The 24,698-nt window shown below is 37.9% G+C and carries 23 protein-coding genes; 1 reads left to right on the top strand and 22 read right to left on the bottom strand.

Going from position 1 to position 24,698, the window contains the following annotated elements; genetic code table 11:
• Window positions 1–110: 110 nt before the first annotated feature.
• From HMPREF1504_RS00585 to tyrS, 3 genes are all read right to left on the bottom strand, one after another.
• Entirely contained in the window at window positions 111–704 is a 594-nt protein-coding gene (locus HMPREF1504_RS00585; RefSeq protein WP_038122611.1) for a hypothetical protein, read from the bottom strand.
• Window positions 705–726: 22 nt separating this feature from the next.
• Window positions 727–1,335, bottom strand: coding sequence for a hypothetical protein (locus HMPREF1504_RS00580; protein ID WP_009661092.1), 609 nt, complete (start codon window positions 1,333–1,335; stop codon window positions 727–729).
• Between the two features lie 168 nt (window positions 1,336–1,503).
• Window positions 1,504–2,712 (bottom strand): tyrosine--tRNA ligase, encoded by a 1,209-nt coding sequence (gene tyrS / locus HMPREF1504_RS00575; protein ID WP_038122610.1) that lies wholly within the window; start codon window positions 2,710–2,712, stop codon window positions 1,504–1,506.
• A gap of 157 nt (window positions 2,713–2,869) precedes the next feature.
• Here tyrS and HMPREF1504_RS00570 point away from each other — a divergent pair, with 157 nt between their 5' ends.
• Entirely contained in the window at window positions 2,870–4,957 is a 2,088-nt protein-coding gene (locus tag HMPREF1504_RS00570) for a transglycosylase domain-containing protein (protein ID WP_038122608.1), read from the top strand.
• Between the two features lie 122 nt (window positions 4,958–5,079).
• Here HMPREF1504_RS00570 and HMPREF1504_RS00565 read toward each other — a convergent pair whose 3' ends face one another.
• The 19 genes from HMPREF1504_RS00565 to HMPREF1504_RS00475 all read right to left on the bottom strand — a co-directional run bounded on the left by HMPREF1504_RS00565 (window position 5,080) and on the right by HMPREF1504_RS00475 (window position 24,696).
• Window positions 5,080–7,458 carry an endonuclease MutS2 gene (locus HMPREF1504_RS00565; RefSeq protein WP_038122606.1) on the bottom strand — a complete coding sequence of 793 codons (2,379 nt, stop codon included), beginning with the start codon at window positions 7,456–7,458 and terminating at the stop codon, window positions 5,080–5,082.
• 14 nt (window positions 7,459–7,472) lie between these two features.
• The gene (locus HMPREF1504_RS00560) at window positions 7,473–9,920 is read right to left on the bottom strand and encodes a DUF3656 domain-containing protein (RefSeq protein WP_038122604.1); all 2,448 of its coding nucleotides are present in this window, start codon (window positions 9,918–9,920) and stop codon (window positions 7,473–7,475) included.
• Between the two features lie 79 nt (window positions 9,921–9,999).
• Window positions 10,000–12,444: a phenylalanine--tRNA ligase subunit beta gene (gene pheT, locus HMPREF1504_RS00555; protein ID WP_038122602.1), complete on the bottom strand. Its 2,445-nt coding sequence runs from the start codon at window positions 12,442–12,444 to the stop codon at window positions 10,000–10,002.
• A gap of 9 nt (window positions 12,445–12,453) precedes the next feature.
• Window positions 12,454–13,476: a phenylalanine--tRNA ligase subunit alpha gene (pheS, locus tag HMPREF1504_RS00550; RefSeq protein ID WP_038122601.1), complete on the bottom strand. Its 1,023-nt coding sequence runs from the start codon at window positions 13,474–13,476 to the stop codon at window positions 12,454–12,456.
• A gap of 36 nt (window positions 13,477–13,512) precedes the next feature.
• Window positions 13,513–13,977, bottom strand: a complete 465-nt coding sequence (locus HMPREF1504_RS00545) for a PaaI family thioesterase (protein ID WP_005379184.1) — start codon at window positions 13,975–13,977, stop codon at window positions 13,513–13,515.
• Window positions 13,978–14,105: 128 nt separating this feature from the next.
• Window positions 14,106–15,317 (bottom strand): ABC transporter permease, encoded by a 1,212-nt coding sequence (locus tag HMPREF1504_RS00540; protein WP_005376250.1) that lies wholly within the window; start codon window positions 15,315–15,317, stop codon window positions 14,106–14,108.
• The gene (locus HMPREF1504_RS00535) at window positions 15,310–16,032 is read right to left on the bottom strand and encodes an ABC transporter ATP-binding protein (protein ID WP_038122600.1); all 723 of its coding nucleotides are present in this window, start codon (window positions 16,030–16,032) and stop codon (window positions 15,310–15,312) included. Before HMPREF1504_RS00535 ends, HMPREF1504_RS00540 begins: the two co-directional genes overlap by 8 nt.
• A gap of 13 nt (window positions 16,033–16,045) precedes the next feature.
• Complete coding sequence (locus tag HMPREF1504_RS00530) at window positions 16,046–17,128, bottom strand: efflux RND transporter periplasmic adaptor subunit (protein WP_016475672.1); 1,083 nt, start codon at window positions 17,126–17,128, stop codon at window positions 16,046–16,048.
• 92 nt (window positions 17,129–17,220) lie between these two features.
• A complete protein-coding gene (locus HMPREF1504_RS00525) occupies window positions 17,221–18,135 on the bottom strand; it encodes an ATP-dependent 6-phosphofructokinase (protein WP_038122596.1) in 915 nt (304 codons plus the stop codon).
• Window positions 18,092–18,790: a shikimate kinase gene (locus HMPREF1504_RS00520; RefSeq protein ID WP_038122595.1), complete on the bottom strand. Its 699-nt coding sequence runs from the start codon at window positions 18,788–18,790 to the stop codon at window positions 18,092–18,094. Before HMPREF1504_RS00520 ends, HMPREF1504_RS00525 begins: the two co-directional genes overlap by 44 nt.
• 519 nt (window positions 18,791–19,309) lie before the next feature.
• Window positions 19,310–19,630 carry a hypothetical protein gene (locus HMPREF1504_RS00515; protein WP_232203307.1) on the bottom strand — a complete coding sequence of 107 codons (321 nt, stop codon included), beginning with the start codon at window positions 19,628–19,630 and terminating at the stop codon, window positions 19,310–19,312.
• A 235-nt stretch (window positions 19,631–19,865) separates the two neighbouring features.
• On the bottom strand, window positions 19,866–20,720 hold the full coding sequence (locus HMPREF1504_RS00510; protein ID WP_038122593.1) for a hypothetical protein: 855 nt from the start codon (window positions 20,718–20,720) through the stop codon (window positions 19,866–19,868).
• Window positions 20,721–20,733: 13 nt separating this feature from the next.
• Window positions 20,734–21,183 (bottom strand): hypothetical protein, encoded by a 450-nt coding sequence (locus HMPREF1504_RS10510; protein WP_231725533.1) that lies wholly within the window; start codon window positions 21,181–21,183, stop codon window positions 20,734–20,736.
• Window positions 21,122–21,571 (bottom strand): hypothetical protein, encoded by a 450-nt coding sequence (locus HMPREF1504_RS00500; RefSeq protein ID WP_232203306.1) that lies wholly within the window; start codon window positions 21,569–21,571, stop codon window positions 21,122–21,124. The genes HMPREF1504_RS10510 and HMPREF1504_RS00500 overlap by 62 nt, the downstream gene beginning before the upstream one ends.
• Before the next feature lie 100 nt (window positions 21,572–21,671).
• Window positions 21,672–21,911 (bottom strand): hypothetical protein, encoded by a 240-nt coding sequence (locus HMPREF1504_RS00495; protein ID WP_232203305.1) that lies wholly within the window; start codon window positions 21,909–21,911, stop codon window positions 21,672–21,674.
• Window positions 21,912–22,099: 188 nt separating this feature from the next.
• Window positions 22,100–22,558 carry a hypothetical protein gene (locus HMPREF1504_RS00490; protein ID WP_038122588.1) on the bottom strand — a complete coding sequence of 153 codons (459 nt, stop codon included), beginning with the start codon at window positions 22,556–22,558 and terminating at the stop codon, window positions 22,100–22,102.
• Window positions 22,516–23,019, bottom strand: a complete 504-nt coding sequence (locus HMPREF1504_RS00485) for a prepilin peptidase (protein WP_227041509.1) — start codon at window positions 23,017–23,019, stop codon at window positions 22,516–22,518. Before HMPREF1504_RS00485 ends, HMPREF1504_RS00490 begins: the two co-directional genes overlap by 43 nt.
• 74 nt (window positions 23,020–23,093) lie before the next feature.
• Window positions 23,094–23,507 carry a competence type IV pilus major pilin ComGC gene (locus HMPREF1504_RS00480; RefSeq protein WP_005379173.1) on the bottom strand — a complete coding sequence of 138 codons (414 nt, stop codon included), beginning with the start codon at window positions 23,505–23,507 and terminating at the stop codon, window positions 23,094–23,096.
• Between the two features lie 16 nt (window positions 23,508–23,523).
• A complete protein-coding gene (locus HMPREF1504_RS00475; RefSeq protein ID WP_038122586.1) occupies window positions 23,524–24,696 on the bottom strand; it encodes a type II secretion system F family protein in 1,173 nt (390 codons plus the stop codon).
• Window positions 24,697–24,698 lie beyond the last annotated feature (2 nt).

Here is a 24,698-nt window from a genome sequence, read left to right as displayed (position 1 = left end):
AGTATAACTTAATTTAAATTATGTCAATTTTTATGGGCATATTTTCAAATATATATCACCAAAACAAGAAGATGACCATATAAATTATAAACGGCCATCTCTAAAAACTACTATATGGATATAGTTATTTGCGTTGCATAGAATACATAACATATTAATGCAGTGCAAACGATTAATAAATACTTATTAATATTGGTTAAGCGATACAATATCATTAAGTATACTATCCAAGAATAGAAAATTAAAATATTGCCAAATAGACCGGCAATATTCCACATTATAAAACTCCAATTATTATCTAAGTAATTCAAACTCAAAAAATAAGACTGAAGATAAAATTTTATACTAGCAAATAAAAAGCAAAGCCCCATTGAATATATTGTCATTACTATAAAACTTTTTAATGAGGTTGAATGCCACCATTTTAATAATAACCATAACAAGAATGCTAATATTATGGTTTTAAACATTATGTAAACATAATCTACAACAAAAACTATTATGTAATTAACATAAACTAGCTTATGATCAAGAATTGGTAAAATATGAAGAACATCAATACCAGCATTCCCCATAACGATTCGCAAGATAACCCAAGCCAGAGTATATAAACATATTGCACCGTTAAATGTAATACCTTGAATTATATCTAGTATCGTCTTTTTATTAGGATGTACTAATAATCTTATTGAATCTCGAAACATTAAATTCCTCTTTATTTAATAGTCAACTGAAAAAAGCTTCCAAAGGCTCGAAAATGATTGATATACCTACTAGCAATAACGATAAGAATATTGCTATGCCCCATTTGTTTAAATTAGTTAATCTGTATAAGAGTACAGTAAATAGAAAGTATACATAAATTTCAAATAGACCTACTAGAAAATGAACAAAATCATATATAGTTTTCCCCCAAAAAAGACTATCGATAGAAATCTTCTTAACCAAATTAAAAACTAAAATATTAGGAATAGTAACAAAAAAATTTAATGCAGATATTACTAGGGTTACCATGAAAACTTTTAAAAAGTCTACTTTAACCCAAATTCGCATAACAATCCAACATATAAATGCAATCAAAATAGAAAGAAATAATCGATAAGTAAAATCAATTAAATAGGATGATAAATTAAAACCAACAAATGTATCTAGATATGAAATATGAATACTTTGCCAAGCTTTAACATGAATTCCATTTATTAAATACAATCCACGCACTGTAATCCAACCGATACAAAATAATGTTAGTGCTGATTTTATTGTTTCATTTTTTATTAGATATGTGGCACCAGAAGATATAGGTTTAAATAGCAATAATTCTAACGATTTCTTCATGTATAATTTTTCTCCAATACTATACTCCACTTTATACTAAACAGCCTTTAATTATAAGTTTTTGGGGTTAAAAATATTAAAAATTATCTTCAGTTAAAACAATAGGGAGCTAATTATATTAGCTCCCCATTGTTTTTATATTAATATTATTGACTCAAAAAATATCAACTAATTAAATTTAATTTTTACAAATTTACGCTTACCTACTTGAACAATCATACCATCTTCAAGAACTAGGTTTTCTTCGCCATATTTTTCACCGTTTACTTTGAATGCACCAGCTTTAATAGAGCGGCGTGCTTCACCATTAGAAGCAGTCAAACCCGCATCCGTACAAAATTGTGGTACGAAAATAGCTTCGCTAGGTGTATCAATAGCATATTCAGGAATATCTGTTGGCAATGCATGTTGTTGGAATACGCGTTTAAATTCATCTTCCGCTTCTTGCGCTGCTTGTTCACCATGATATAAACGAACGATAGTTTTTGCCAATTGCATTTTTGCATCCCGTGGATGTAATGTGCCATTTTCTAAACGTTCTTCCATGTCTTCTTGATCTTCGATAGACATATCCGTAACGAGCATGAAGTAACGCATCATCAATTCATCAGGAATAGACATGGCTTTACCATACATATCTTTAGGTGCTTCATCGATACCGATGTAGTTACCCAAGGATTTACTCATCTTTTGAACGCCGTCAAGGCCTTCGAGCAATGGCATAGTAATAACTACTTGAGGTTCTTGTCCTGCCAATTCTTGCAAGTGACGCCCCATAAGTAAGTTGAAAGTTTGATCTGTACCACCAAATTCAACATCTGCATGCAATGCTACAGAGTCTTGACCTTGCATCAATGGATACATAAATTCATGTACACCAATAGGACGACCTTCTTTGTAACGTTTATCAAAGTCATCGCGCTCCATCATACGTGCTACTGTATAAGAACTTGCCAAGCGAAGTACATCAGCGAAGTTCATGGATTCAAGCCATTCACTATTATCACGTACAATTGTTTTTTCAGGGTCTAATACCTTAAAGATTTGTGTCTTATAGGTTTCCGCATTTTTTAATACTTCTTCCTTAGTAAGTGGTGGGCGTGTTACGCTTTTACCAGTAGGGTCACCAATACGAGCCGTAAAACCGCCGATTACAATAACCACTTGATGGCCAAATTCTTGGAACAAGCGAAGCTTACGAAGTGGTACGGTATGACCTAAATGAATGTCAGGAGCCGTAGGATCGAGGCCCAATTTTACGATCAATGGTTTATTCTCTTTAATGGAACGTTCTATTTTTTTAACTAAGTCTTCTTCATTAATTATTCCAGATACGCCATGTGTAATTTGGCGCACTTGTTCTTGTGCTGTAATCATGGAAATCCTCCTACATAAAATCTGTTCTTTATAGTATACCATTATAAATAGGCTTTCACAATTATATATAGTGTTTGTTTTATGTCTTTTATGGTATACTATTTATAACTGCGTAATATATTTTACGTTATATTTACTTTAAAAAAGAGGTGACTCTATGGGTAATAACTCAAATATAAGAGCTCGTCGTAAACCAGCTCCTAACCCGAGCAATCCAAAGGCATCAACTAAAAAGACGATTTGGATGATTGTATTATTACTTGTTCTTATTGTAGCCGGTGGCGGTTGTGGTTTTATAAGCGCTACCATGTCAAATCTTCCAGATGTATCTAACGTACGACCATCTGCATCGTCTCAGATCTATGACGTACATGGCAATTTAATTACTACGGTTCACTCCACAGAAAATCGTTTGCCAGTCCCAATTAATGAAGTACCAAAAGAATTACAAGATGCTTTTGTAGCTACTGAAGACTCCCGTTTTTATAGCCATCACGGTATCGACCCTATCGGTATTTTACGTGCTATTTGGGTTAATGTTGTACATAGTGGTGTATCCGAAGGTGGTTCTACAATCACACAACAATTGGCTCGTAATGCATTTCTTTCCCAAGACAGAACTCTTAAACGTAAGATTTCCGAAGCTTTATTAGCACTTAAAATCGAACAGCACTATACCAAACAAGAAATTCTTGAAATGTATATGAACCAAATTTATTTTGGTCAAGGTGCTTATGGTGTTCAATCAGCAGCTCATGTTTACTTTGGTAAAGATGTACGCGATTTAACATTAGCTCAATGTGCTATGCTTGCTGGGTTACCTCAAAGTCCTAACTACTACTCCCCATTCAACAACTTAGAAGCCGGTAAAAAACGCCAGGCTGTTGTATTGGGCCAAATGGTTAAGTATGGTTATCTCACACAAGATAAAGCCGATGCAGCTCGCGAAGCAGATTTAGGTTTAGTTGCTAAGCAAGAGCAAACTCACGAAAACAACAATGCATCTTATTTTATCAATTACGTAATTGCTCAAATTTCTGAAAAATATGGTGATGATGCAATCTATAAAGATGGTCTAAAAATTTATACCACTCTCGATATGGATGCTCAAAATGCTGCAGTTGCAGCAATGCAAAATCTACCAACTATGTATACTGACCAAAATGGTCTACACCAACCACAAGGTGCTATTGTAGCAATGAATCCACATAACGGTTATATTGTTGCCATGGTCGGTGGTCGTGGAGATGATGCCTTTAACCGTGCATCACAAGCGGAACGTCAACCAGGCTCTGCTATGAAACCATTTGTTTACTTAGCTGCTATTCAATCTGGTAAAACTCCAGGTTCCATTGTTGATGACAGTCCTGTTGATTTTAATGGATGGCGTCCTCAAAACTATGAACGAAACTATGAAGGCAATATTACTTACCGTTATGCATTACAACATTCTCGTAACGTACCAGCTGTAAAAATTGCTGATGAAGTGGGCATGTCTAAGATTATCGACTTAGCTAAAAAGATGGGTATTACTACCTTAACTGATGAAGATAACAACTTATCAACAGCACTCGGTGGTTTAACTCATGGTGTTTCACCATTAGAAATGGCAGAAGCCTATGGCGTACTGGCTAATGGTGGCGTCAAGGTTCAACCGACAGCAATCATAAAAATTGTGGATCGCAACGGACAAGTGGTGGAAGAAAATTCCATCCAAGAAAAACGCGTCGTTGAAGAAAAAGATGCGGCTATCATCACAGATATGTTAGAGTCTGTTATCAATGGTGGTACTGGTGGCAATGCTGCTATCGGTAGACCTGCAGCTGGTAAAACAGGTACAACAGATGATGAAAAAGATGCTTGGTTCGTTGGATATACACCTGATTTAGTTGCTGCGGTTTGGATAGGCGATGACTACGGATCTGAAACATTAGGTATTACCGGTGGTTCAACGCCAGCAGTAATGTGGAGACAATTTATGTCGGCCGCATTAGCTAATACCCCTGCTTCTGACTTTAATGTACCTGCTAGTGCTCAAGCGGCTGTCAGCGAGGGCCATTATAACCCAGTAAAAGAAGCTCCGAAAAAGGACGACAAAGACAAAAAAGATGACAAAGATAAAAAGGATGGTAAGGATAAGAATGATGCAATCTCAAAAGATGATGACTCATCATCCAAGGTAGAATCTACAGATTCCAAACCAAGTCAATCGAAGTCTAAAAAAGAGAAGAAAAAAGATCGCTAACCACTAGCGAAGCAACATACTAAGAGGCAAAACCACATGGTTTTGCCTCTTTTCTATTACAAAAAAAGAAGCAGACTCATAGTTGTCTGCTTCTTATCTAGCACTATCGTAAGGATTGTATATTATTTTAACACTACATTTGTAGCACCTGCGCCACCTTCATCATAGCCAGCAGTTTCAAAATGTGCTACTTGTGGCAAGGTTCGTAAATACTGATGTACGCCTTCGCGCAATGCACCAGTCCCTTTACCATGAATGATACGAACTTGATTGATGCCGCCTAATAGGGCTTGATCAATAAATCGACCTACAGAAACAACAGCTTCATCTACGGTTTGACCGAGAATATTAATCTCTGTACGCACTTCTTTTTGACGTTGTACGGCAGAGCCACCTGCTTTCTTACGTATTTTAGGTTGGGCCTTAAGATTATCTCGTTGAATCTTATTGGATTCTTCTCTCGTAGTAGATTGTAATTCATTTACTTTCACAGTAGCAGATAAACCATTGATATCTACAGTAACACGATTACCCTTAATGGATAAAACCGTCCCTAACGATCGCAAAGATGTGACATATACGACTTGACCAATAGCAACTGCATCAATGGATAATGTCTTACGATCATCGTTCACCGGTGCCTCTGGCACGTGAACATTAGAGATTCCTTTACGAGCTGCATTGATGGCGGATAGGCGCTTATCCTTATTTGTCTCAGAGAATTGAGCCTTTAACTGTTTAATGATGGCTTCCCCTTCTACGCGGAGACTACGTTTCATCGATTCCGCATCAGCTTGAGCCTTCGCTAACATCTGTTTGCGTTTTTCATTAAACTGTTTCTTTTCTCTTTCTAATTGACCGCGCATGCGACGTGTTTCATCTAATTCTTTTTTGAGTGCCCGTTCGCGTTCCGATGACTTACGTAATTGTTCATTCAAATCGGTTAGAACATTTTCCATTTCACTACTGCCAAATTTAGACTTGTAATCGCGTGCACGATTGACAATATCCTTTGGTAGCCCTAAACGCGCTGCAATGCTCAATGCATGACTACTACCAGCTACGCCAATATGTAATCGATAGGTAGGCTTTAAGGTGCGCTCATCAAATTCAACATGACCATTTTCGATACCTGCCGTATGGTACGCATAGTTCTTTAACTCATTATAGTGAGTACTTACCATCATAAGTGTTCCTTTTTGGCGGAAGAATTCAAGTATGGATACAGCTAAAGCACTACCTTCCTCCGGATCTGTGCCGGAGCCGAGTTCATCAAGTAGCACAAGATCATTAGGACCACAATGTTTAATAATAGAAATCACTTGTGTCATATGTGCAGAGAATGTAGACAAGCTAGCTTCAATGCTTTGTTCATCCCCAATGTCTGCAAAAATATTGTGAAAAATCGGCAATATAGAACCGTGATCAGCAGGAATAAATAAACCGCTTTGGTTCATAAGGGATAATAAGCCAAGTGTTTTTAATGACACCGTTTTACCACCCGTATTGGAGCCAGTAATCAATAAAATTCGATAGTCCGTACCCAAACGAATATCTGTAGGTACAACTGTATTGGCAGGAATCAACGGATGGCGAGCACGCATCAAATTGACGTCACGCCCTTCGCTCAATGTGGCTTGTACTGCCTTTTGAGCTATAGCGAGTTTTGCTTTACCATAGACAAATTCAATATGGGATACCTTTTCACAGGCATCCATCAGATCATTACTATGTTGTTTGATATGGGCTGAAAGTTCCTTATAAATGCGTAATACCTCTTGCTCCTCACCAATTAAAGCTTCTTGCAAATCATTGTTTAGCTCTACAAGTCGCATCGGTTCAATATATAATGTTTGCCCTGTTGCAGATCGGTCGTGAATTAAACCATCAAAATATTGGCGATATTCTTGCTTAACAGGAATTACATAACGATTGTTGCGTTGCGTAATAATCGCTTCTTGGAAATATTTCTGATTATCCTTGTCATGCAATATGGCTTGAATATCGTGTTTAATACGATCTCGCGTCTTACTAATCGTATTCCGTAGGCTCGCCAATTTAGGAGATGCTGTATCGAGCAGTTCCCCTTTTTCATCAAATACACGTTTTAACCGTTGTTCCACACGGTCCATATTCGGCATGTCTTGCATCCATAAAGACAATAATGGGTATTCCATATACTTCGCTCTAAAGAACTTCGCCATACGTTTGTAGGCACCTATGGTTATATAGACATCCCATATGGCTTCTCGTGAAAGCACAAAATCCTTACGACTCTTTTTACAAGATTCACGTATATCTCGAGTCCCCCCTAAAGGTTGCTCGATTTCTGTTTGCCAAGAGCGCAGTGCTTCTGCTGTTTCATCTAAAGCCTCTTGAATCTTTTCTCGATTCGTCATAGGTTCCAATGCTAAAGCCATTTCTTTAGCAATAATAGAGCTACAATGACTAGCCAACTCTTCTTTAATTTTTATAAAATCTAATACATCTTCATTAAACAATGTACTACCTCGTTCTATAAAATACCTCTAAAATAATGTCCCCGTGTAATAGATTCGCCTTGGTAATCTATTTTCTTAGGTGGTGCCTCCATCGTACCCGTTGCTATGCCAACATATTGGGATACAATATCTTTCACATAACTTGGTTTCATATGACGACCATCTACGCGTAATATGGAAATTCCTTTTTGTAATAACATAGGTACATAGGCTCGCATATCCATTTCATGACTATTCATGATGTGCATACGACAGTATGGGTCCGTACGAATTGGGAATATTTCACCTTTTCTATCCTTTAACGAATACGATTCCTTAACACATGGCATAGGACAATTTACTTTACTACCTGTGCCAACAAAACTTGCAATAGAACAATATTCGGAAATCATCATTTCCGTATAGCCATGTATCATCGTCTCAATAGGAATGTGACTATGTTTAGCTAGTTCCGTAATTTGTTTTAAGGTCAACTCTTGCGATGGATTTACACAACTTATATGTAACTGTTCCCAGAAATGTAATGTAGGTGTATTGAAAATATTAAGGCCTGTATCAGCCTCAATGGCATCTGTATATCCTAATTCACGGAGCCATAATAATGCTTGTGGCACGTGAATAGAAATACTATCTGGATGAGCCTGTACGATTGCCTCTAATGTATGTTTATATGCTTCTACTTCATCATCTTTCACAACTCGTGGTGTAGCAAAGGTGCAAATCACATCAGATTGAGCACATAAACGGGCCACCTCATCATATACAGATAACGCATATGGTGTACGACTCAGTCTATCACCACCAAAAACGATTTTCTGTGCTCCACCAGAAATTGCTGCTTTCACACCTTCTATTTCATCGACACGAGCTGAAATCATAGGACAAGTATCATAGGATAACTCGTGTTGCGCCTTGAAATCATAATCTACATCGCCTGTTACTTGCAATGCTTGCCATGATTCTACATGATGTGTAATTAACGCTGTTTCTAAAGCAGTTACGGCATCACGACGTAGTGCATTAAGAACGCTAGCAGGCCACATATAAGGGCCATCAGGAATATCTACATAAGATAGTCTAAATAACGTATTACCCAACCGACCTAACTGTTCTGTTACCTTCTCTAACGATGTAGGCACTTTATTAGCAATAGCTGGCACATACTCATTTGTAACAGTCACACTAAGGCCAGAGTCTAGGATGGCAGTTAATTCAGTATAATTTGTTTCACCATTAGAACCAACACTGAGATATACAGACATATCATATTTACGGGTAAACTCTTGTAAGCCTCGTGACTTTGTATTCTTTGGTGTAGATGCTAAATATAATTGACCTACTGCTAAGCCCTCTGCGGGTCGCCCTTTATACAGCGTATCGGATACACATGTCCATTCGTCATCTACCGTATAATAGGTAACACTGCCATTAGATTGTAATATTTTAACTAATGAACCTTGTTCAATAGGTTCTGTTAAGGATAAGTAAACTTCCCCTTTTTTCGTATACGATTCGCCGATTGGCTTACCCTGATGATTTGGCGCCACTACGGTCATCATTTGTCGACCTACCGTATCTTCTAAATAGGCTGTGGAAAATCCACGATTAAATCCAGAGGCTAGTGCTTTACGTTGATTTTCGTGAATTGATGCCTCATCCAATATCTCTCTATAAGTACCTATCACTTGACGAACATAGGATACCTTTTTCATACGACCTTCTACCTTAAAGGATGTAACACCAGCCGCTACGAGTTCATTCATATGCTCACTATAATTGAGGTCCTTTGGACTTAGCAAATAAGCTTCATGTTTAGGTAACACACTTGCACCCTTAGAATCCAATAATTCATAAGGTAAGCGACAAGGTTGTGCACAAGCACCTCGGTTACCACTGCGTCCACCGATGAAAGAACTCATCAAACATTGACCTGAGTAGCATACACATAATGCACCATGTACAAATACTTCAATTTCTGCCTTACAATGTTTGCATATATGTTGAATTTCCTTAAGACTTAATTCACGAGCCAAAACAACACGTGTAAAGCCTAGGCTTTCATAAAAACGAACCGCATCAAGTGTAGCAGCCGTCATTTGTGTACTCCCATGAAGATGGATGTTTGGTGCAACACGTTTTGCAATTTCTGCAACAGCTAAGTCCTGCACGATGATGGCATCTACACCAATGGAATCTAAATCCTTAATATACTGTTCAAGGTCCTTCAGTTCCGTATCGCCAATCAAAATATTAACGGTTACATACACAGACACATCTAAAATATGTGCTAACCGTACAGCCTCACGCAATTCATCAATACCAAAATTGGCTGCATGAGCCCGTGCGTTAAAGACCTTGCCCCCTAAATATATAGCATCTGCCCCCGATTCTAAGGCGGCCATAAAATTTTCCATCGTACCCGCTGGTGCTAATAATTCCATAATAAATCCTTTCTGACTCATTACCTATACCTTCTATTATACAACAGGGGATAGATAGACATAAAAGGGTTTACCATAAGGTAAACCCTTTCACGATGATTTATCGTAATTTACAATTTTTACTTGCTAATGCATCAATAATCGCTTGAATTGCACCATCAATGTCTTCATCATTTAATGTGCCTTCCATCGATCTAAATTGTAAATTATAAGCTAAGCTACGATAGCCTGCTTCAATATGTTCCCCTTCGTAAACGTCGAAGATAGATACGGATTCTAAGTATTCTCCACCATGTTCCTTAATAAGCGCTACAATGTCACCACTTGTAACAGATACTGGTGCTACAATAGCCAAGTCACGACTTGTACCTGGGAATTTACTGAATGATTGATATCTAAATGGCGGTACTGTAATGGATAATACAGCTTCCAAATCGATTTCAAACATATACACTTTACCAGACAAATCGAAGTTTTTAACCACTTGTGGGTGTAATTCACCATAGTTTGCAATTGTTACACCATTGACTGTATAATGTGCACTTACGCCTGGATGGTAATAGCTTTCACTAGATGGTTGAATATCATATTGAGTCAATCCTAATTTAGCTAGTAAACCGTCAACTACACCTTTTACATCATAGAAATCAGTGTCGCGTTGCGCTTGATTCCATGCGGCCTCTGTAACCTTACCCATCATAATACCACATGCCATAGGGCGTTCATGCGGTACTTCTGTTAATGGCAATGCCTTTGGTTCATACACATTAGCCGTTTCAAATAACCACAAATCCTTATTTTGTTGAGCAATATTGCGTTTAGCAGCTTCAATAACAGCTGGCACCAACGTAGTTCTCATATATGGGAACTCTTCGGAAATAGGATTTAGGATTGGAATTGCCGTATAACGATTATCACCTTCTGGTAACATCATATTCGTAAGGCCATCTTTGTGCATGAAACTAAATGTAATGATTTGGCTAAGACCTGCATGTGCTAAGTAATGAGTTACTTCTTTTGTTAACGCTTTCTTAGGTGTCATACCACCGGAGGACAGTATCGCTACAGGAATTGTAGGCGCAATATTATCATAGCTTACGATTCGCGCTACTTCTTCAGCAATATCAGGCATACCAGTTACATCATCGCGCCATGTTGGAACGAGTGCTTCGATGGTATCACCGGATTCAGTAATACCGAATTCAAGCTTCGTTAAAATATCTACCATTCTATCTTTTTCAATAGATGTGCCAAGATAGTCATTGATTTGTTCTGCAGTGAAAGTTACAGTACGTTGTTCTACTGGTTCTGGATATACATCAATAACGCCAACACTCACCTTACAAGAAGGACAGATTTGTTGTAACAATTGTGCAGCACGGTCGATAGCATATGCTGTATATTTATGGTTTACACCGCGTTCAAAACGACCAGATGCTTCGGAACGCATACCTAATGCTTTGGATGTACGACGAATAGATGGTCCATTAAATACAGCAGCTTCGAACAAGACGTTTGTAGTTTTATCTGTTACTTCACTAGTAAGACCACCCATAACGCCTGCTACGCCGATTGGGCCCTTTGTATCTGCAATGATAAGCATGGACTCATTGAGTTCACGTTCATTACCGTCTAGTGTAGTAAGTGTTTCACCGGCTTTTGCACGACGTGCAATAAGGGTATGGTCCGCTACACAATCATAATCATAAGCATGCATTGGTTGACCTAATTCAAGCATAACGTAGTTTGTTACGTCCACTACATTGTTAATAGGGCGAATACCGCTGTTACGCAAACGATTTTGCATCCACAATGGAGATGGTTCGATGGTAACATTCGTAACAAGACGGGATGTAAATCGCGTGCAAAGATCATGTGCTTCGATAGCTACAGATGCTTTACCTTCGATAGACTCACCATTTTCATTCACCATAATAACTGGGAATAAAGCTTTTTGATTTGTCATGATACCGAATTCACGGGACAAACCTACCATAGAGAAGCAGTCTGCACGATTAGCTGTTAATTCAAATTCATATACAGTATCATCAAGCATAAGTGCTTCTTTAATATCTAAACCAATTGGTGTACCTTCAGGGAAAATATAGATGCCTTGTGCTTCTTCTGGTCTTACCAAATCAGAGGAAATACCGAATTCAGCAACAGAGCAGAACATGCCTTCTGATACAATACCACGTAATTTACCTTTTTTGATTTCTGTACCATCTGCCAAACGAGATTTATGATAAGCCACCGGTACGATTTGACCAACAGCCACATTCGTAGCAGCGGTAACGATTTGCTTAGTAATTTCTTCCCCATCTTCAGATAAGCATTGTACTTGGCATACTTGTAATTTATCTGCATCTGGGTGTTTTGTAATTTCTACGATTTTACCAGTATAGATTTTTTTCAAACCTGGATCCATAGAAAGTACTTCTTCTACAGGAATACCTGCTTGTGTCAATTCATCCGCTAATTCTTGGGCAGGACGATTTAGATCAAGAGGTACGTATTCATTCATCCATTGTAAGCTTGCTTTCATTTCTACCTCCTAAAATTGTTCCAAGAAACGGATATCATCTTCAAAGAATAGACGTAAATCGCCAATACCATATAACAACATAGCAATACGTTCTACGCCCATACCAAAGGCAAAACCTTTCACCTTATTAGGATCATAGCCATTAAGCTCAAGTACACGAGGATGTACCATACCACAACCTAAGATTTCAAGCCACCCTGTATGAGAGCATACACGACAGCCTTCACCACCACACATTACACAGGAGATATCTACCTCTGCAGATGGTTCTGTAAATGGGAAAAAGCTTGTACGGAAACGTACCTTTGTTTCATCACCAAACATATGGCGTAGGAATGTTTCAATGGTTCCTTTCAAATCAGCAAACGTAATGTGTTCATCAATAATCAAGCCTTCTACTTGATGGAATACTGGAGAATGCGTAGCATCATAGTCCCAGCGATATACCTTACCAGGCGCAATCATGCGAATCGGGCTGTTCGGCTCATGACGTTGCATGGTACGTGCTTGTACAGGAGATGTATGAGTTCTAAGCAAGAAATTTTCTGTAATATAGAAAGAGTCTTGCATATCGCGTGCTGGATGATCTTTTGGTAAATTAAGACACTCAAAGTTGAAGTGATCTTGTTCGATTTCAGGACCTTCTTCAACGGTATAGCCCATTTTCATGAAGAAATCTTCAATCATTTCGTTTACTGTTGTCAACGGATGAATATGTCCTGTTTTGGAAGCTCTACCAGGTAGAGTGATATCGATTTTTTCCTCTTCCAAACGAGCGTTCATAGCCGCTACTTCCATAGAAGTTTTCAATGCATCGATTTCTTCCTCTAATGCTTGACGAACTGCATTGACAAGAGCACCCATTTTAGGGCGTTCCTCTGGGGAAAGTTTACCCAACCCTTTTAGCAATGCTGTTACTTCACCTTTTTTACCTAAATATTTTACGCGTACGTCTTGCAACGCTTGTTCATCAGAAGCGCTTTTAATAGCAGATAAGGCTTCTTCTTTAATGCGTTGTAATTCTTGTTCCATACAACCGTCCTCCTAAATTACAAAGTTCAACCCCCATTATACCAAATTTGGGTCATCTTCTTCAATGAATCTCCAAGGTAAATCCGGTAAAGGACGCTCTTCTACCACAAAAAACGTACCTCTTGCTATATGTACCACTTCACCTAACTCGTTATAAATACGTGCAGTAGCCACCATCGTAGTTTTACCACTGTGTTCCACATTCGCTACACCACGCAATACTGTGCCGCCTTTGACAGCTTTCAAATAGTTACCATTAATATCAATGGTGCTCACCGATTTTCCTAGTGTAAAGCATGCCGTTCCCATCAAGCTATCTGCAAAGCCAATACAAACAGCACCATGCAAATGGCCTCTAAAATTGCAGTACTCTGTTTCATTTGTTTGTAACGTCATTTCTGCATGACCAGGTTCTACAGTTGTCACCTCAGAATCTTTTACCCAGGAAAAAGGATTCTGTGTACGTAATTCATTAAAATATTCCAATAATGTTGTTGCCATAATTTCCTCACTAAATTAAAAATAGTGCGTTACATCATACTTAATTGTATCATGCAACGCACTGTATGCGAATATGTCTATTACATTATATAAATGTGAGATCTCCCAAATATCCGCATCTACCCATACTATTCATAGTGTAACGCATCAATTGGATTTAATTTAGCCGCTTTTCGCGCAGGATAAATACCGAATACCAAACCTATGGCCATGGAGAATGCAAAGGATAACACGATAGTAGGTACCGAAATAACTGTACTCATACCAGATGCCAATCCTATCAGTTTTGACGCACCTATACCGAGAGCAATGCCTATGAGACCGCCCATAAGACTGATTACAACAGCTTCGATTAAGAATTGTGTAACAATGACAAAGTATGTAGCACCTAAGGCCTTACGAATACCAATTTCACGAGTCCGTTCGGTAACGGAAACGAGCATGATATTCATAATCCCAATGCCGCCTACAACAAGGGAAATAGCCGCCACAGCACCTAAGAACAAGGTCAAGGTTCCTGTGGTTTGCTCCATTGTTTCCATAATCGATTTCATATTCTGAATGTTGAAGTCATCAAGGTTTGTATCTTTAATACTATGACGAACGCGCAATAGATTTTCTATATCCGATTGTAAACGGTCAATACCATTATCGTCACTAGCAACGACGTAGACCATACGAAGATAGTCAACACCTTCTACACGTTCCATAGCCGTTGTATAGGGAATAAAAATGACATCATCTTGGTCATTCCCCATAGTACCATTCCCTTTACTGTTAAGAACACCGATAACTCGGAACGGAATATTTTTAACACGAATTTCCTTACCCACTGGGTCCTCACCAGCAAATAAGTTCTTAACTACGGTTTGTCCCACAACAGCTACGCGTTCACGATTTTCTACATTCTTGCTAGATATAAATCGACCTTCAGCCATGGTCCAATTATTTACATCTTGAAAGTTACTACTTACACCACTAACAGTAGTAGTCCAGTTCTTACTTTGGTATATAGTTACATAAGAATTAGCTGTATATGGACTTGCTGCCTTGACGCCATCTAATTTGCTAATAGCTTGATAATCAGAAACCTTCAAAGATTTCATTGACCCTTGCGATGGACGCACACCCGGTGTACGTGGAGCACCAGGCATAACCATCAATAGATTGGAACCTAAACTAGAAATGGAGTTCTGAATATCCTGCTTTACACCATTCCCAATTGACACAAGGGCAATAACAGCAGCTACACCAATAATAATACCTAGCATCGTTAAAATGGATCTCATTTTATTGGCAATCAACGATGCCCAGGCCATTAAGAAACTTTCTTTATACATGTGTCACCTCCTGAACAGGAGTCATATTTAAGTTCTTCTTGTCTTCTACAATTAATCCATCCCGTAACACTACATTGCGACTTGCATAGGTTGCAATTTCAGGTTCATGAGTAACAAGAATTATGGTACGACCTTCGTCATAGAGGCCTCTAAAGATGTTCATAACATCAATCGTCGATTTCGAATCCAAATTCCCTGTCGGTTCATCGGCCATGATGATAGCAGGGTCATTCGCCAATGCACGGGCAATCGCCACACGTTGACGTTGACCACCGGATAGTTCTGCTGGTAAATGATCCATACGGTCACCCAAGCCTACAGATGTAAGCAAAGCCTCTGCACGAGTAGTACGTGTTTTTTTATCGATGCCTGCATAAACCATGGGCAAAGCCACATTTTCAATAGCCGTTAATTTCGTTAATAGATTGAAGCTTTGAAAAACAAAGCCAATTTCTTTGTTACGTACGTACGCTAATTCATCATCACTGAGATTAGCTACTTCATTACCATTCAAGCGATAGGATCCCGATGTAGGTCTATCTAAGCAACCTAAAATGTTCATAAACGTTGATTTACCAGAACCGGAAGGTCCCATGATAGACACGAAATCGCCTTTTTGTACCTGTAAATCTATACCATGTAGAACGGGAACCGTTAATTTACCGTTTACATAGGTCTTTGTGATACCTTGAATATCAATAACTGAATGATTCATAGTTCACCTACGCTTAAAACGGTCCACGAGAGTTATTTTTAGGGCTCGTTACATCACCACTAACAATAATTTCATCACCTTCAGAAACGCCGCTTAAGATTTGAACATTTGTATCTCCAGTTACACCTGTAGAAACGGCAGTTCTAACAGGTTGACCATCTTTGATGACATATACATATTCACCTTGTTTATCAGTACGTACCGCTGTTAATGGTACAACAAGGGTATTCTTAATATCATCCCCAAAGATTGTGGCACGTGCGGTCATAGATGGCAAGAAATTCGAGGAAATATCGGCTGGAATCGATACTTTCACAGTATAATACACTACGCTATTACTTGTAACACCCATATTCCCTTTAGTACCTTTTGCAATTTCAGATACATAGCCTGTGAAAGTTTGACCTGGCTTAGAGTCAACAGTAAATTCTACCTTAGAGCCATTTTTTACATTGCCAATATCAGTTTCATCAACTGTCAAATAAATTTCTAAATCAGACAAATCCGCAATAGTCGCAATGATCATTTGTGTCGAAATACCGGTACTAATCGTTTGTCCCGCCTTAAGAGGTGTCCCTACTACGGTACCCGACATAGGTGCAGTAATAGTAGCATCACTTAAGTCAGCAGATACTCTATCATATGTAGATTGAGCTTGTTCATATGCGGTCACAGCATCATCATAAGTTTGCGCTGCTACGGCATTTTGATCGATTAGCGCTTTATAACGATTCATATCTAAGCGTGCTTTATCAAGAGCAGCCTTTGCATTATCGACCTGAGCTTGTAATTGTCGTGTATCAATATAGGCGATAATTTGACCTTGCGTAACATGATCATTTTCCTTGACCAATACCTTTTCAAGTTTACCCGCTACATTAGTAGATACGTCCACATAATTAACAGGATTAATGGTACCTGTAGCACTGATACTCGTTTTTACATCGCCCTTTTCAACCCTACCTGTAGTATATTTCTGCTGGGTCTGTGCACTATCATTTGTATGAACATAATAATAGCCACCACCACCTAATAAACAGATAGCAATAACACCACCAATAATACGTTTACGGTGCTTCTGAAATAATTCTTTCATATATACTCCTTAATAAATGAGTCATTCCATTTTCATGCATTACATTGTACTAAAAAATTATCGCTTATACAATATAATTTTACAATCCCATATTAATGACTCAATATAGAGATTAATTCATACTGACTTTTATCAATGCCAAACTTCATTGTTTTAGCGTTTTCATAGGGTATAGCTCGAATCTGACCATCAACATACCCAGTAATACAATTATGCTCTCCACGTACTAAGCAATCCACTGCCAACTCACTCATACGAGCAGCTAAAATGGCATCTAATGCGGATGGTGCACCGCCGCGTTGTAAATAGCCTAGAACTGTTAAACTCGGATCAAAGTATGTATGTTGTTTAATATACTCTTTAACCTCACCACTAGAGTAGGCCCCTTCAGCAACGAGTATAATACTATATTCTTTACCTAACTGATGAGTCTTATTAATATGTTCACATACCTCATCTAATGGCATTGGGTATTCAGGTACTAATACAAGCTCTGCACCACTCGCCAACCCAGCTTGTAATGCAATATGTCCCGAACGGCGCCCCATAACTTCGATTATAGCCACTCGTTCATGAGAGTTTGATGTATCGCGAATACGTCCTACCGCATCAACTACAGTATTAAGTGCGGTATCAAAACCAATCGTATATTGAGTACCATTCATATCGTTATCTATGGTACAAGGAATGGTTATCGTAGATTGACCGAGCCGCATCAGAGCCTCTGCACCAGCTTGTGATCCATCACCGCCAATAACGATTAAATGATCGATACCAAAATCTTGTAATATTCGATAGGCTCGTTGCTGCACATCTAAATTTTTAAACTCTGGATAGCGAGCCGTTCTAAGAATTGTACCGCCAGTGGTAATAATACCGCCCACATCACGAGCGTGTAAAGGCCTTATTTCACTATTAATAATGCCCTCAAATCCTCGTTCTATACCATATACGCTAAAGCCCTCATGGATTGCTTTTCTTGTGATGGCGCGAATGGCTGCGTTCATTCCTGGTGCGTCTCCGCCGCTTGTTAGTAATGCTATTTTTTTCATGTCTATTTCCCTTCTGCTGCTTTGGTTCAGCTTGTATGTCTTTAGACATAATTTCAGTTGTTTTGGGTTGTCTTCGCGCCTTAAATTGAACACCTATAGCATCCAATTGACGCTCAATTGCTTTCATAAAATCATAGGTACGTCCATTAGTCGTATCCAATACATAATCACACTGTTTATATACTGGCTTCCATGCCTGAATCATATTATGAACAAAGGCAGAAACATTGGTATAATCCATCGTTGGTCGTTTGCCCACACGACGATTGACGCGGCTTACAATTCGGTATTGTGCCGCTCGTATACCTATAATAAAAGAAAATTTCTTAAGCGATCTAAGCGTTCTATGCTCTATAGGAAAATTTCCACCTACACTAATAACCGCCTCGTGATATAGGGAAACTTTTTTTAGAACCTCTAATTCAGCACGACGAAATGCTTTTTCGCCAATCTTTTTATAAATTTCTGCAATGGGCAACCCAAAACGACCTTCCAATACTCGATCGGTATCCACGAATTGCCATCCTTTTAAATCTGCTAGATTACGTCCAAAATGGCTTTTTCCACTTCCCATGGACCCAATGAGAATAATATTTCGTTTTACTATCATGTTACTATTGCCCCTTATTCTTACGTTAAAATTTATTTTACTATAAAATTGGCATAAAAACAAAAATGAACATACAATAATGAGAATTATTACTCATTATTGTATGTTCATTTTCTTTACATCACTAATGGCGTAACCTTGCATGTAAAGAATATACTATCTCCTTTTGTATCAATAGAAATAATTTGTATATAACAATACTTTATCTTCTGTTGCACCATATTATACCAAGATAAAAAGGACTGACTGGTTCCAACCAGAGTCAGATCTAATACATCATCATGATGAGAACTACTCGTTATAATTAAAGGTTCTCTATTTATACTTTGATATATATCATCTACCCAATATTCATGCAGCAATAAGGATGAAATCAACTCATATGTATGAGAAGATAAAAATTGCTCTTTTACTGTTGTTTCCAATTGGTAATATTCAATATTCTCTACCACCGCTTCATATTGCTCTGTATAGTATCTAGATATCCATAACGAAGAAAAAGCAATTATAATGCTTATACTACACGCTAGGAATATCCTCCTTAGGTTTGGTGTCATGCTGTTTTGTATGTCCATCCAAATGGAATGAACAAGGTCCATCTGCTTTTTCCACTTGTTGTTTCCCATCACAAATCACCTGTTTCATATGAGCTTGAACATATTGAACATACGAATGATAGGCTTCATCATTTGTTGCATTACCATCAACAGTAAATCCTCCATCAGAAAATTCTATATGTCGTAACGTAATGGTTCCTCTTGTTGACATAGCTCCATCCAATAATGTAACAAGACAATATTGATTGTCTAATTGTGCGCCATGTTGTAATAACCGCGACATGGTATCCTCCATAGCATGATATTGATCCCGTATTTGCTTAGATTGTTCATCCATCTGTATTTGTTCGTACTTCGCTACCTGTTCAGTATAAGTTTTATAAGAATAGACCCCCATACCAAGACAAAAAGCACTGAGTAATATAATCACTCCTGCAGTAGCATATATATACAACTTATATTTACATAGCCAAATATACCATCGTAATGAACGGGGCATAAAATTTATTAATCTTTCATTACCATCCTTGTCCAATCCACCGTAACCCCCGCGTAGCCATTCCAATCGCCATATCCCAATCTAATTCACCTAATGTGCAACGCGTGCGACCTCGTCCAAGAAACATCATAGGTATATATTCGGTATTTCCGTATACCTCTTGTAATGCGCTTATATCGATACGCTGCTCTTCATTTAAATCATCAATATTATAAAAATGTATACCTTGAATTTCTTCTACGCCAAATCGCTGCAACATTTCTTCCATTTCAATCAATGCGGAACTAATATCTGCACCATTTATCTTTACAATACATTCCTTCACACAAGTATCCTTCCACCAAGCCCATAAATGCATACCGGCTGGTTCTACGATACCCGTAACCGTTCCTGTTCTATGCATCAATCCATACGTAACTGGTAATGGCCAACAATCAATAGTATCGACAGGTGCACATGTATCACGTATACCTTGGCGTAGTAATTCAAGTTCATGCCGGTCTACGGCGGCTAAAAACAAATAATAATTATGTCGTGGATACTCTCTACGACAAGCATCAAGTTCAAATTCATGTTCGCCAAAATTAAATGTATCTTCTATATTCCACTTTATAAACTCCTTTACATCAAAATCATGAGGATCAAAACTAGCCATCGTCATCTCTGTAGGTATACAAGCGACAATACTATATTCACCCTCTTCTAGATTATAGGTATTAATAAATTCAGCTATATCTTCATCAATTGTGCTAGACCGTTTCATCTCCATTGCATCAGTAATAATCATTGTTTTATTTTCAATATGTGCTGTAGTGGCAACAATTCTATCATCCGTAATACAAAGCCCTGTATGTATCTGTTTTTTCTCTTTCATAGTGATGTCCTCCTTAATATGGTTTTACACTAATAACCTCTAATGTATGATTTTCTTTTTCTTTTACATATATGTGAACACGACTTGATACACCATCTAATACAGCACAACTCATCACATGTTTTGGATTAGTAACCTTTGGATCTGCCTTAATATATATATAGATAGTATCGTTTTTTTCCACATCAATAGCCTCGCTATAATCCCAATGGCCACCGTTATTGCAATACGTACAGAACCATCGTGCACCACGCTCTGCTGCATAATGAGATGCAATAAGTCTCATTTCATCCGTTGTATTACTTAGTGACAGGGTCGCAAGCCTATTCATTCCTAAAATAAGTACTAATAAAATGAGCATAATATATATGGCTACATAGCTAACCATGCCAGAAGAATAGTCAGAGATGCTTCGTTTTTTTAAACCAATCTGAATGTGTTGATACCGCCGTTGCCACCTCATACTGTGCTATGCCTCCATACCCTTTTGCATACTCTGTTTGACTATTAAACCGGTTATTTATAGACCACTTAAGAGTCACTAGTCTATTAGGATTCATAGAAAATGGTTTGGTAGCATCCAGTTTACGCTTATCATCAGTGCCTATGATGCGGCTTCCACTCAAGGGTTGTAAGCTACCATCACTTAATTTTCTATATAAGGCCCTTCTAGTAACGGTAAACGCGGTACGGCTTGTATCATTGATAGATAACAGGTCTCCCTGATCATTGATGGATACCATAGAATGATTCCAAATAATATGAGATACGATAGCGCGTCTTGTATAACGGCCATCCTCTAACATGGCCAGGCTATCATCAATTCGCTCGGTCCATATATAACACGTCATACATATTGTCATGATTACGAGAATCACGAAAGAACTAATCAAAACGCTAATAAGTAGAGATGGTAATATAAATCCATTGAATGATTTTATCCTATGATTTTCAATGATGACTCGATCCAAGAAACGTAGATATCTCATAAACAGTAACTCCATTATCAACAGCTTGTACGCTAAATCGTAGTATAGATACACCATTTAACACTTCTTCTGTAACACTTTGTGTAAATGTTATATTAGATAAATTATGTCCATTCAATGATGAGATAGTTCCTGTTGTTGGTATACCACCAGAATCATATACCGCTTTCCCTGCTTCTATATAAGATAATGAATCCTGCAATATATAGTCATGAGTATACGTAGTCTTTACTATCGATAAGGTACTACTCAAGACATAAAGTATGATCGGCAATATGAGTAATACTAAGGTTACTGCCATAAGGGCATCACCATATAAAAATCCAGATTGTTCTGTTCGTAATCTATGTTTGTAGTTTGAATACGTTCTTATTTGTACACATGTCATAATCACAATGATTCCCACCGAATACGCCCTGTTTGTACAGAGATCCATATGCGATTTGTCGCACCGGTTTGTAAGTCTTGTAAAATAAATTCTGTCCCATCATAAGGCAATCCATAAGCAGAAAAATAAACGCGCTTCATAGTATGAGCACTTTCTATATGTTCTGGTAATTCTATCTCTACATGATGCTGCATAAGCCCTTCTTGAATTGAATAAGAATGTTTCTTTAAAATAAACTCACCCTGTGCCATCCGCTCATCCCGGTGTCCTAACATAGCCCATAGTTGAACCTTCTTAATAGCTAATACGACTTCTTCAGTACTTCTATTCAACTCATGACGTGATGGTATGGTAACGATACTACTTAGGCCTATACCAATCAAGGATAGTAGAATGGTAATCGCCACAAGCCACTCTACTAATATAGAGCCATTACAATAATGTGTTTTATCACCGACCAATATATCGCCTCCCATACATTAGCAAAATGCAAAGCACTCCATGCACCAATGCATAAGAAAGGGCCAAAAGGAATATACCGTCTACCTGTATTACGAATACTATATAAGCTGGCGAGATAGAGGACACTAGCAAAACAAGAAACGTAAATCATAACTATAATTTGTATATTTGTTAGCCATATGGATATAGCACTCATCCATTTAATATCGCCCCAACCAAGACCACCTCGACTCAATATGCGTAATGCAATACTGATACTAGCAACGATCAAAACATGTACACAGGTGTCGAAAACTGCATGCTGTTCAACGATGCTATAAAGGATACCTATAATCGTAAGAGCGATAGCACCCTCATCGGGTAATATGAAATATAGCTTATCAATGGTAGCACCTATTACGAGAAATAGTGAAAAGAAGCTATAACATATAATTTCAAATAGTGTGTAATGCCTATACATTAATGGAATTACAATTGACAATATCCATATAACTAAACAGATATATTCCTTTCTCCCTTTCATTGCAAAATCCTTTATGTTTCAGGAGCTGTAACAACTACAGACTTACCGGCATTACCAGCAACTTGTTCATAGGTAATAACATATTCCTTACCTTTTGTAGTTTTAACATGCTCTGTTAAGTAACCTTCTTGATATAATTTTTCTACTGTTGGTGGCGTATCTAAACTTTTATCAATCATGTAGAGTTGTGTCGCATTACGTATGATTTGCATATCTGCCACTTGTTTAGCATTCTTTGCCTTATCGGCAGCGGACATAAATTGAGGCATTGCAATAGCTGCCAAAATAGCAATAACAGCTACTACCACCATAAGTTCTACCAGTGTAAATCCACCTTGTTTAGTTCGTTGCATACGACGCAAACTAATATATCTAAGAAACGATCGTTCTAATTGAGTTAATAGTTCTCTACAATACATAAGCATTCTAAAAAGTCTCCTTTCATTGACCACCTAGAGATGATATTGATGTAAATAATGGATACATGACGGATATAACGAGGATTGCAATGCCAACGCCCATAATGGTGAGGAGTATAGGTTCCATAAGGCGCTCCATTCTTGCTATATATTGTGTTAACAACGATTCATAATAGTGACTACAATGATTCAACATGGCTACCAATTCACCACTTTCTTCTCCAACAGCGACCATTTGCCATATAAATGGGTTCCCTACAGACGATGATTTTAAACTTTCACAAAAAGAATGTCCTTTACAAAGCATGTCATAAACTTGATTACTACAGGATTCACCATACGAATTTCGCCATATATGCTTTGTAATATCTATAGTATTGATAATTGAAATTCCCGAATCTAGCAATAATGACCAAATATGTAAAATATTCGTGTAATATAGAGATGTTAAAAATGTATTATGTTGAGCCAACTGCCATAACCATCTATCAAATCTATATCGAATTGCAGATTGTTTAAAAACATATATGAGTATTCCAATAAAAACCACATGCCCACTAACATACAGTAATGGATGTTCTCGAAGGGAAGTTCCTAATACAAATAAACCTTTTGTCATCCATGGTAATTCTATATGCATAGTAGCAAATACGCGGGTAAACGATGGAATAATAAATAATATAGTAACCAAGAAAAATACATTCATAAGCACCAGTAAGAATAGAGGATATGAAATAGCACTTACTATCTTTTGTTGGTATTTTCGTTCTCGTTCATAATAAGAAGCTATATACTGCAAAGCTTCTCCAACATTCCCTGACATTTCACCACTTTCAAGCAATGCCAAGGCTATAGGAGGAAAGCCCTTTTCTCGAAGAGCCTCTGATAAAGGTTGGCCTCGTTGTATACCCTCGTATAAAGAGCGATATAACATCGTTTTCGAGCCATCCATTAAAAGTTCTAGCGAACGCCTAAGGGAAATACCTGATTGTAGCAGTAATCCCAGTTGATATGCTGTGGTGCTCACTTGTTTATGATTCCAACGTACCGATTTGCTAGAGGATCTAACTATACTACAAATGACATATCCTTCTAACTTGAGTTTAGTGCTAACCTCATCCTCAGAATCGGCCCATAATAAGCCTTGTATTCTTTTCTTGTCTGTTGTTATCGCTGTATATTCATAAGCATTCATGT

Source organism: Veillonella sp. ICM51a, assembly GCF_000524355.1.
Lineage (GTDB): Bacteria > Bacillota > Negativicutes > Veillonellales > Veillonellaceae > Veillonella > Veillonella atypica.
The sequence above is the reverse complement of the archived record's forward strand: the minus strand, read 5'-3'. Positions and strand labels throughout refer to the sequence as shown.

Bases quoted from the DNA above. Each gene is read 5' to 3' on its own strand.
- HMPREF1504_RS00540 (WP_005376250.1), bottom strand. From the start codon at position 15,317: ATGTATAAAGAAAGTTTCTTAATGGCCTGGGCATCGTTGATTGCCAAT.
- pheS (WP_038122601.1), bottom strand. From the start codon at position 13,476: ATGGAACAAGAATTACAACGCATTAAAGAAGAAGCCTTATCTGCTATT.
- HMPREF1504_RS00580 (WP_009661092.1), bottom strand. From the start codon at position 1,335: ATGAAGAAATCGTTAGAATTATTGCTATTTAAACCTATATCTTCTGGT.
- HMPREF1504_RS10510 (WP_231725533.1), bottom strand. From the start codon at position 21,183: ATGAGGTGGCAACGGCGGTATCAACACATTCAGATTGGTTTAAAAAAA.
- HMPREF1504_RS00475 (WP_038122586.1), bottom strand. From the start codon at position 24,696: ATGAATGCTTATGAATATACAGCGATAACAACAGACAAGAAAAGAATA.
- HMPREF1504_RS00530 (WP_016475672.1), bottom strand. From the start codon at position 17,128: ATGAAAGAATTATTTCAGAAGCACCGTAAACGTATTATTGGTGGTGTT.
- pheT (WP_038122602.1), bottom strand. From the start codon at position 12,444: ATGAAAGCAAGCTTACAATGGATGAATGAATACGTACCTCTTGATCTA.
- HMPREF1504_RS00485 (WP_227041509.1), bottom strand. From the start codon at position 23,019: ATGTATAGGCATTACACACTATTTGAAATTATATGTTATAGCTTCTTT.
- HMPREF1504_RS00560 (WP_038122604.1), bottom strand. From the start codon at position 9,920: ATGAGTCAGAAAGGATTTATTATGGAATTATTAGCACCAGCGGGTACG.
- tyrS (WP_038122610.1), bottom strand. From the start codon at position 2,712: ATGATTACAGCACAAGAACAAGTGCGCCAAATTACACATGGCGTATCT.
- HMPREF1504_RS00535 (WP_038122600.1), bottom strand. From the start codon at position 16,032: ATGAATCATTCAGTTATTGATATTCAAGGTATCACAAAGACCTATGTA.
- HMPREF1504_RS00500 (WP_232203306.1), bottom strand. From the start codon at position 21,571: ATGACGTGTTATATATGGACCGAGCGAATTGATGATAGCCTGGCCATG.
- HMPREF1504_RS00515 (WP_232203307.1), bottom strand. From the start codon at position 19,630: ATGTCGCGGTTATTACAACATGGCGCACAATTAGACAATCAATATTGT.
- HMPREF1504_RS00510 (WP_038122593.1), bottom strand. From the start codon at position 20,720: ATGAAAGAGAAAAAACAGATACATACAGGGCTTTGTATTACGGATGAT.
- HMPREF1504_RS00570 (WP_038122608.1), top strand. From the start codon at position 2,870: ATGGGTAATAACTCAAATATAAGAGCTCGTCGTAAACCAGCTCCTAAC.
- HMPREF1504_RS00525 (WP_038122596.1), bottom strand. From the start codon at position 18,135: ATGAACGCAGCCATTCGCGCCATCACAAGAAAAGCAATCCATGAGGGC.
- HMPREF1504_RS00585 (WP_038122611.1), bottom strand. From the start codon at position 704: ATGTTTCGAGATTCAATAAGATTATTAGTACATCCTAATAAAAAGACG.
- HMPREF1504_RS00520 (WP_038122595.1), bottom strand. From the start codon at position 18,790: ATGATAGTAAAACGAAATATTATTCTCATTGGGTCCATGGGAAGTGGA.
- HMPREF1504_RS00480 (WP_005379173.1), bottom strand. From the start codon at position 23,507: ATGCTTATGTATTGTAGAGAACTATTAACTCAATTAGAACGATCGTTT.
- HMPREF1504_RS00545 (WP_005379184.1), bottom strand. From the start codon at position 13,977: ATGGCAACAACATTATTGGAATATTTTAATGAATTACGTACACAGAAT.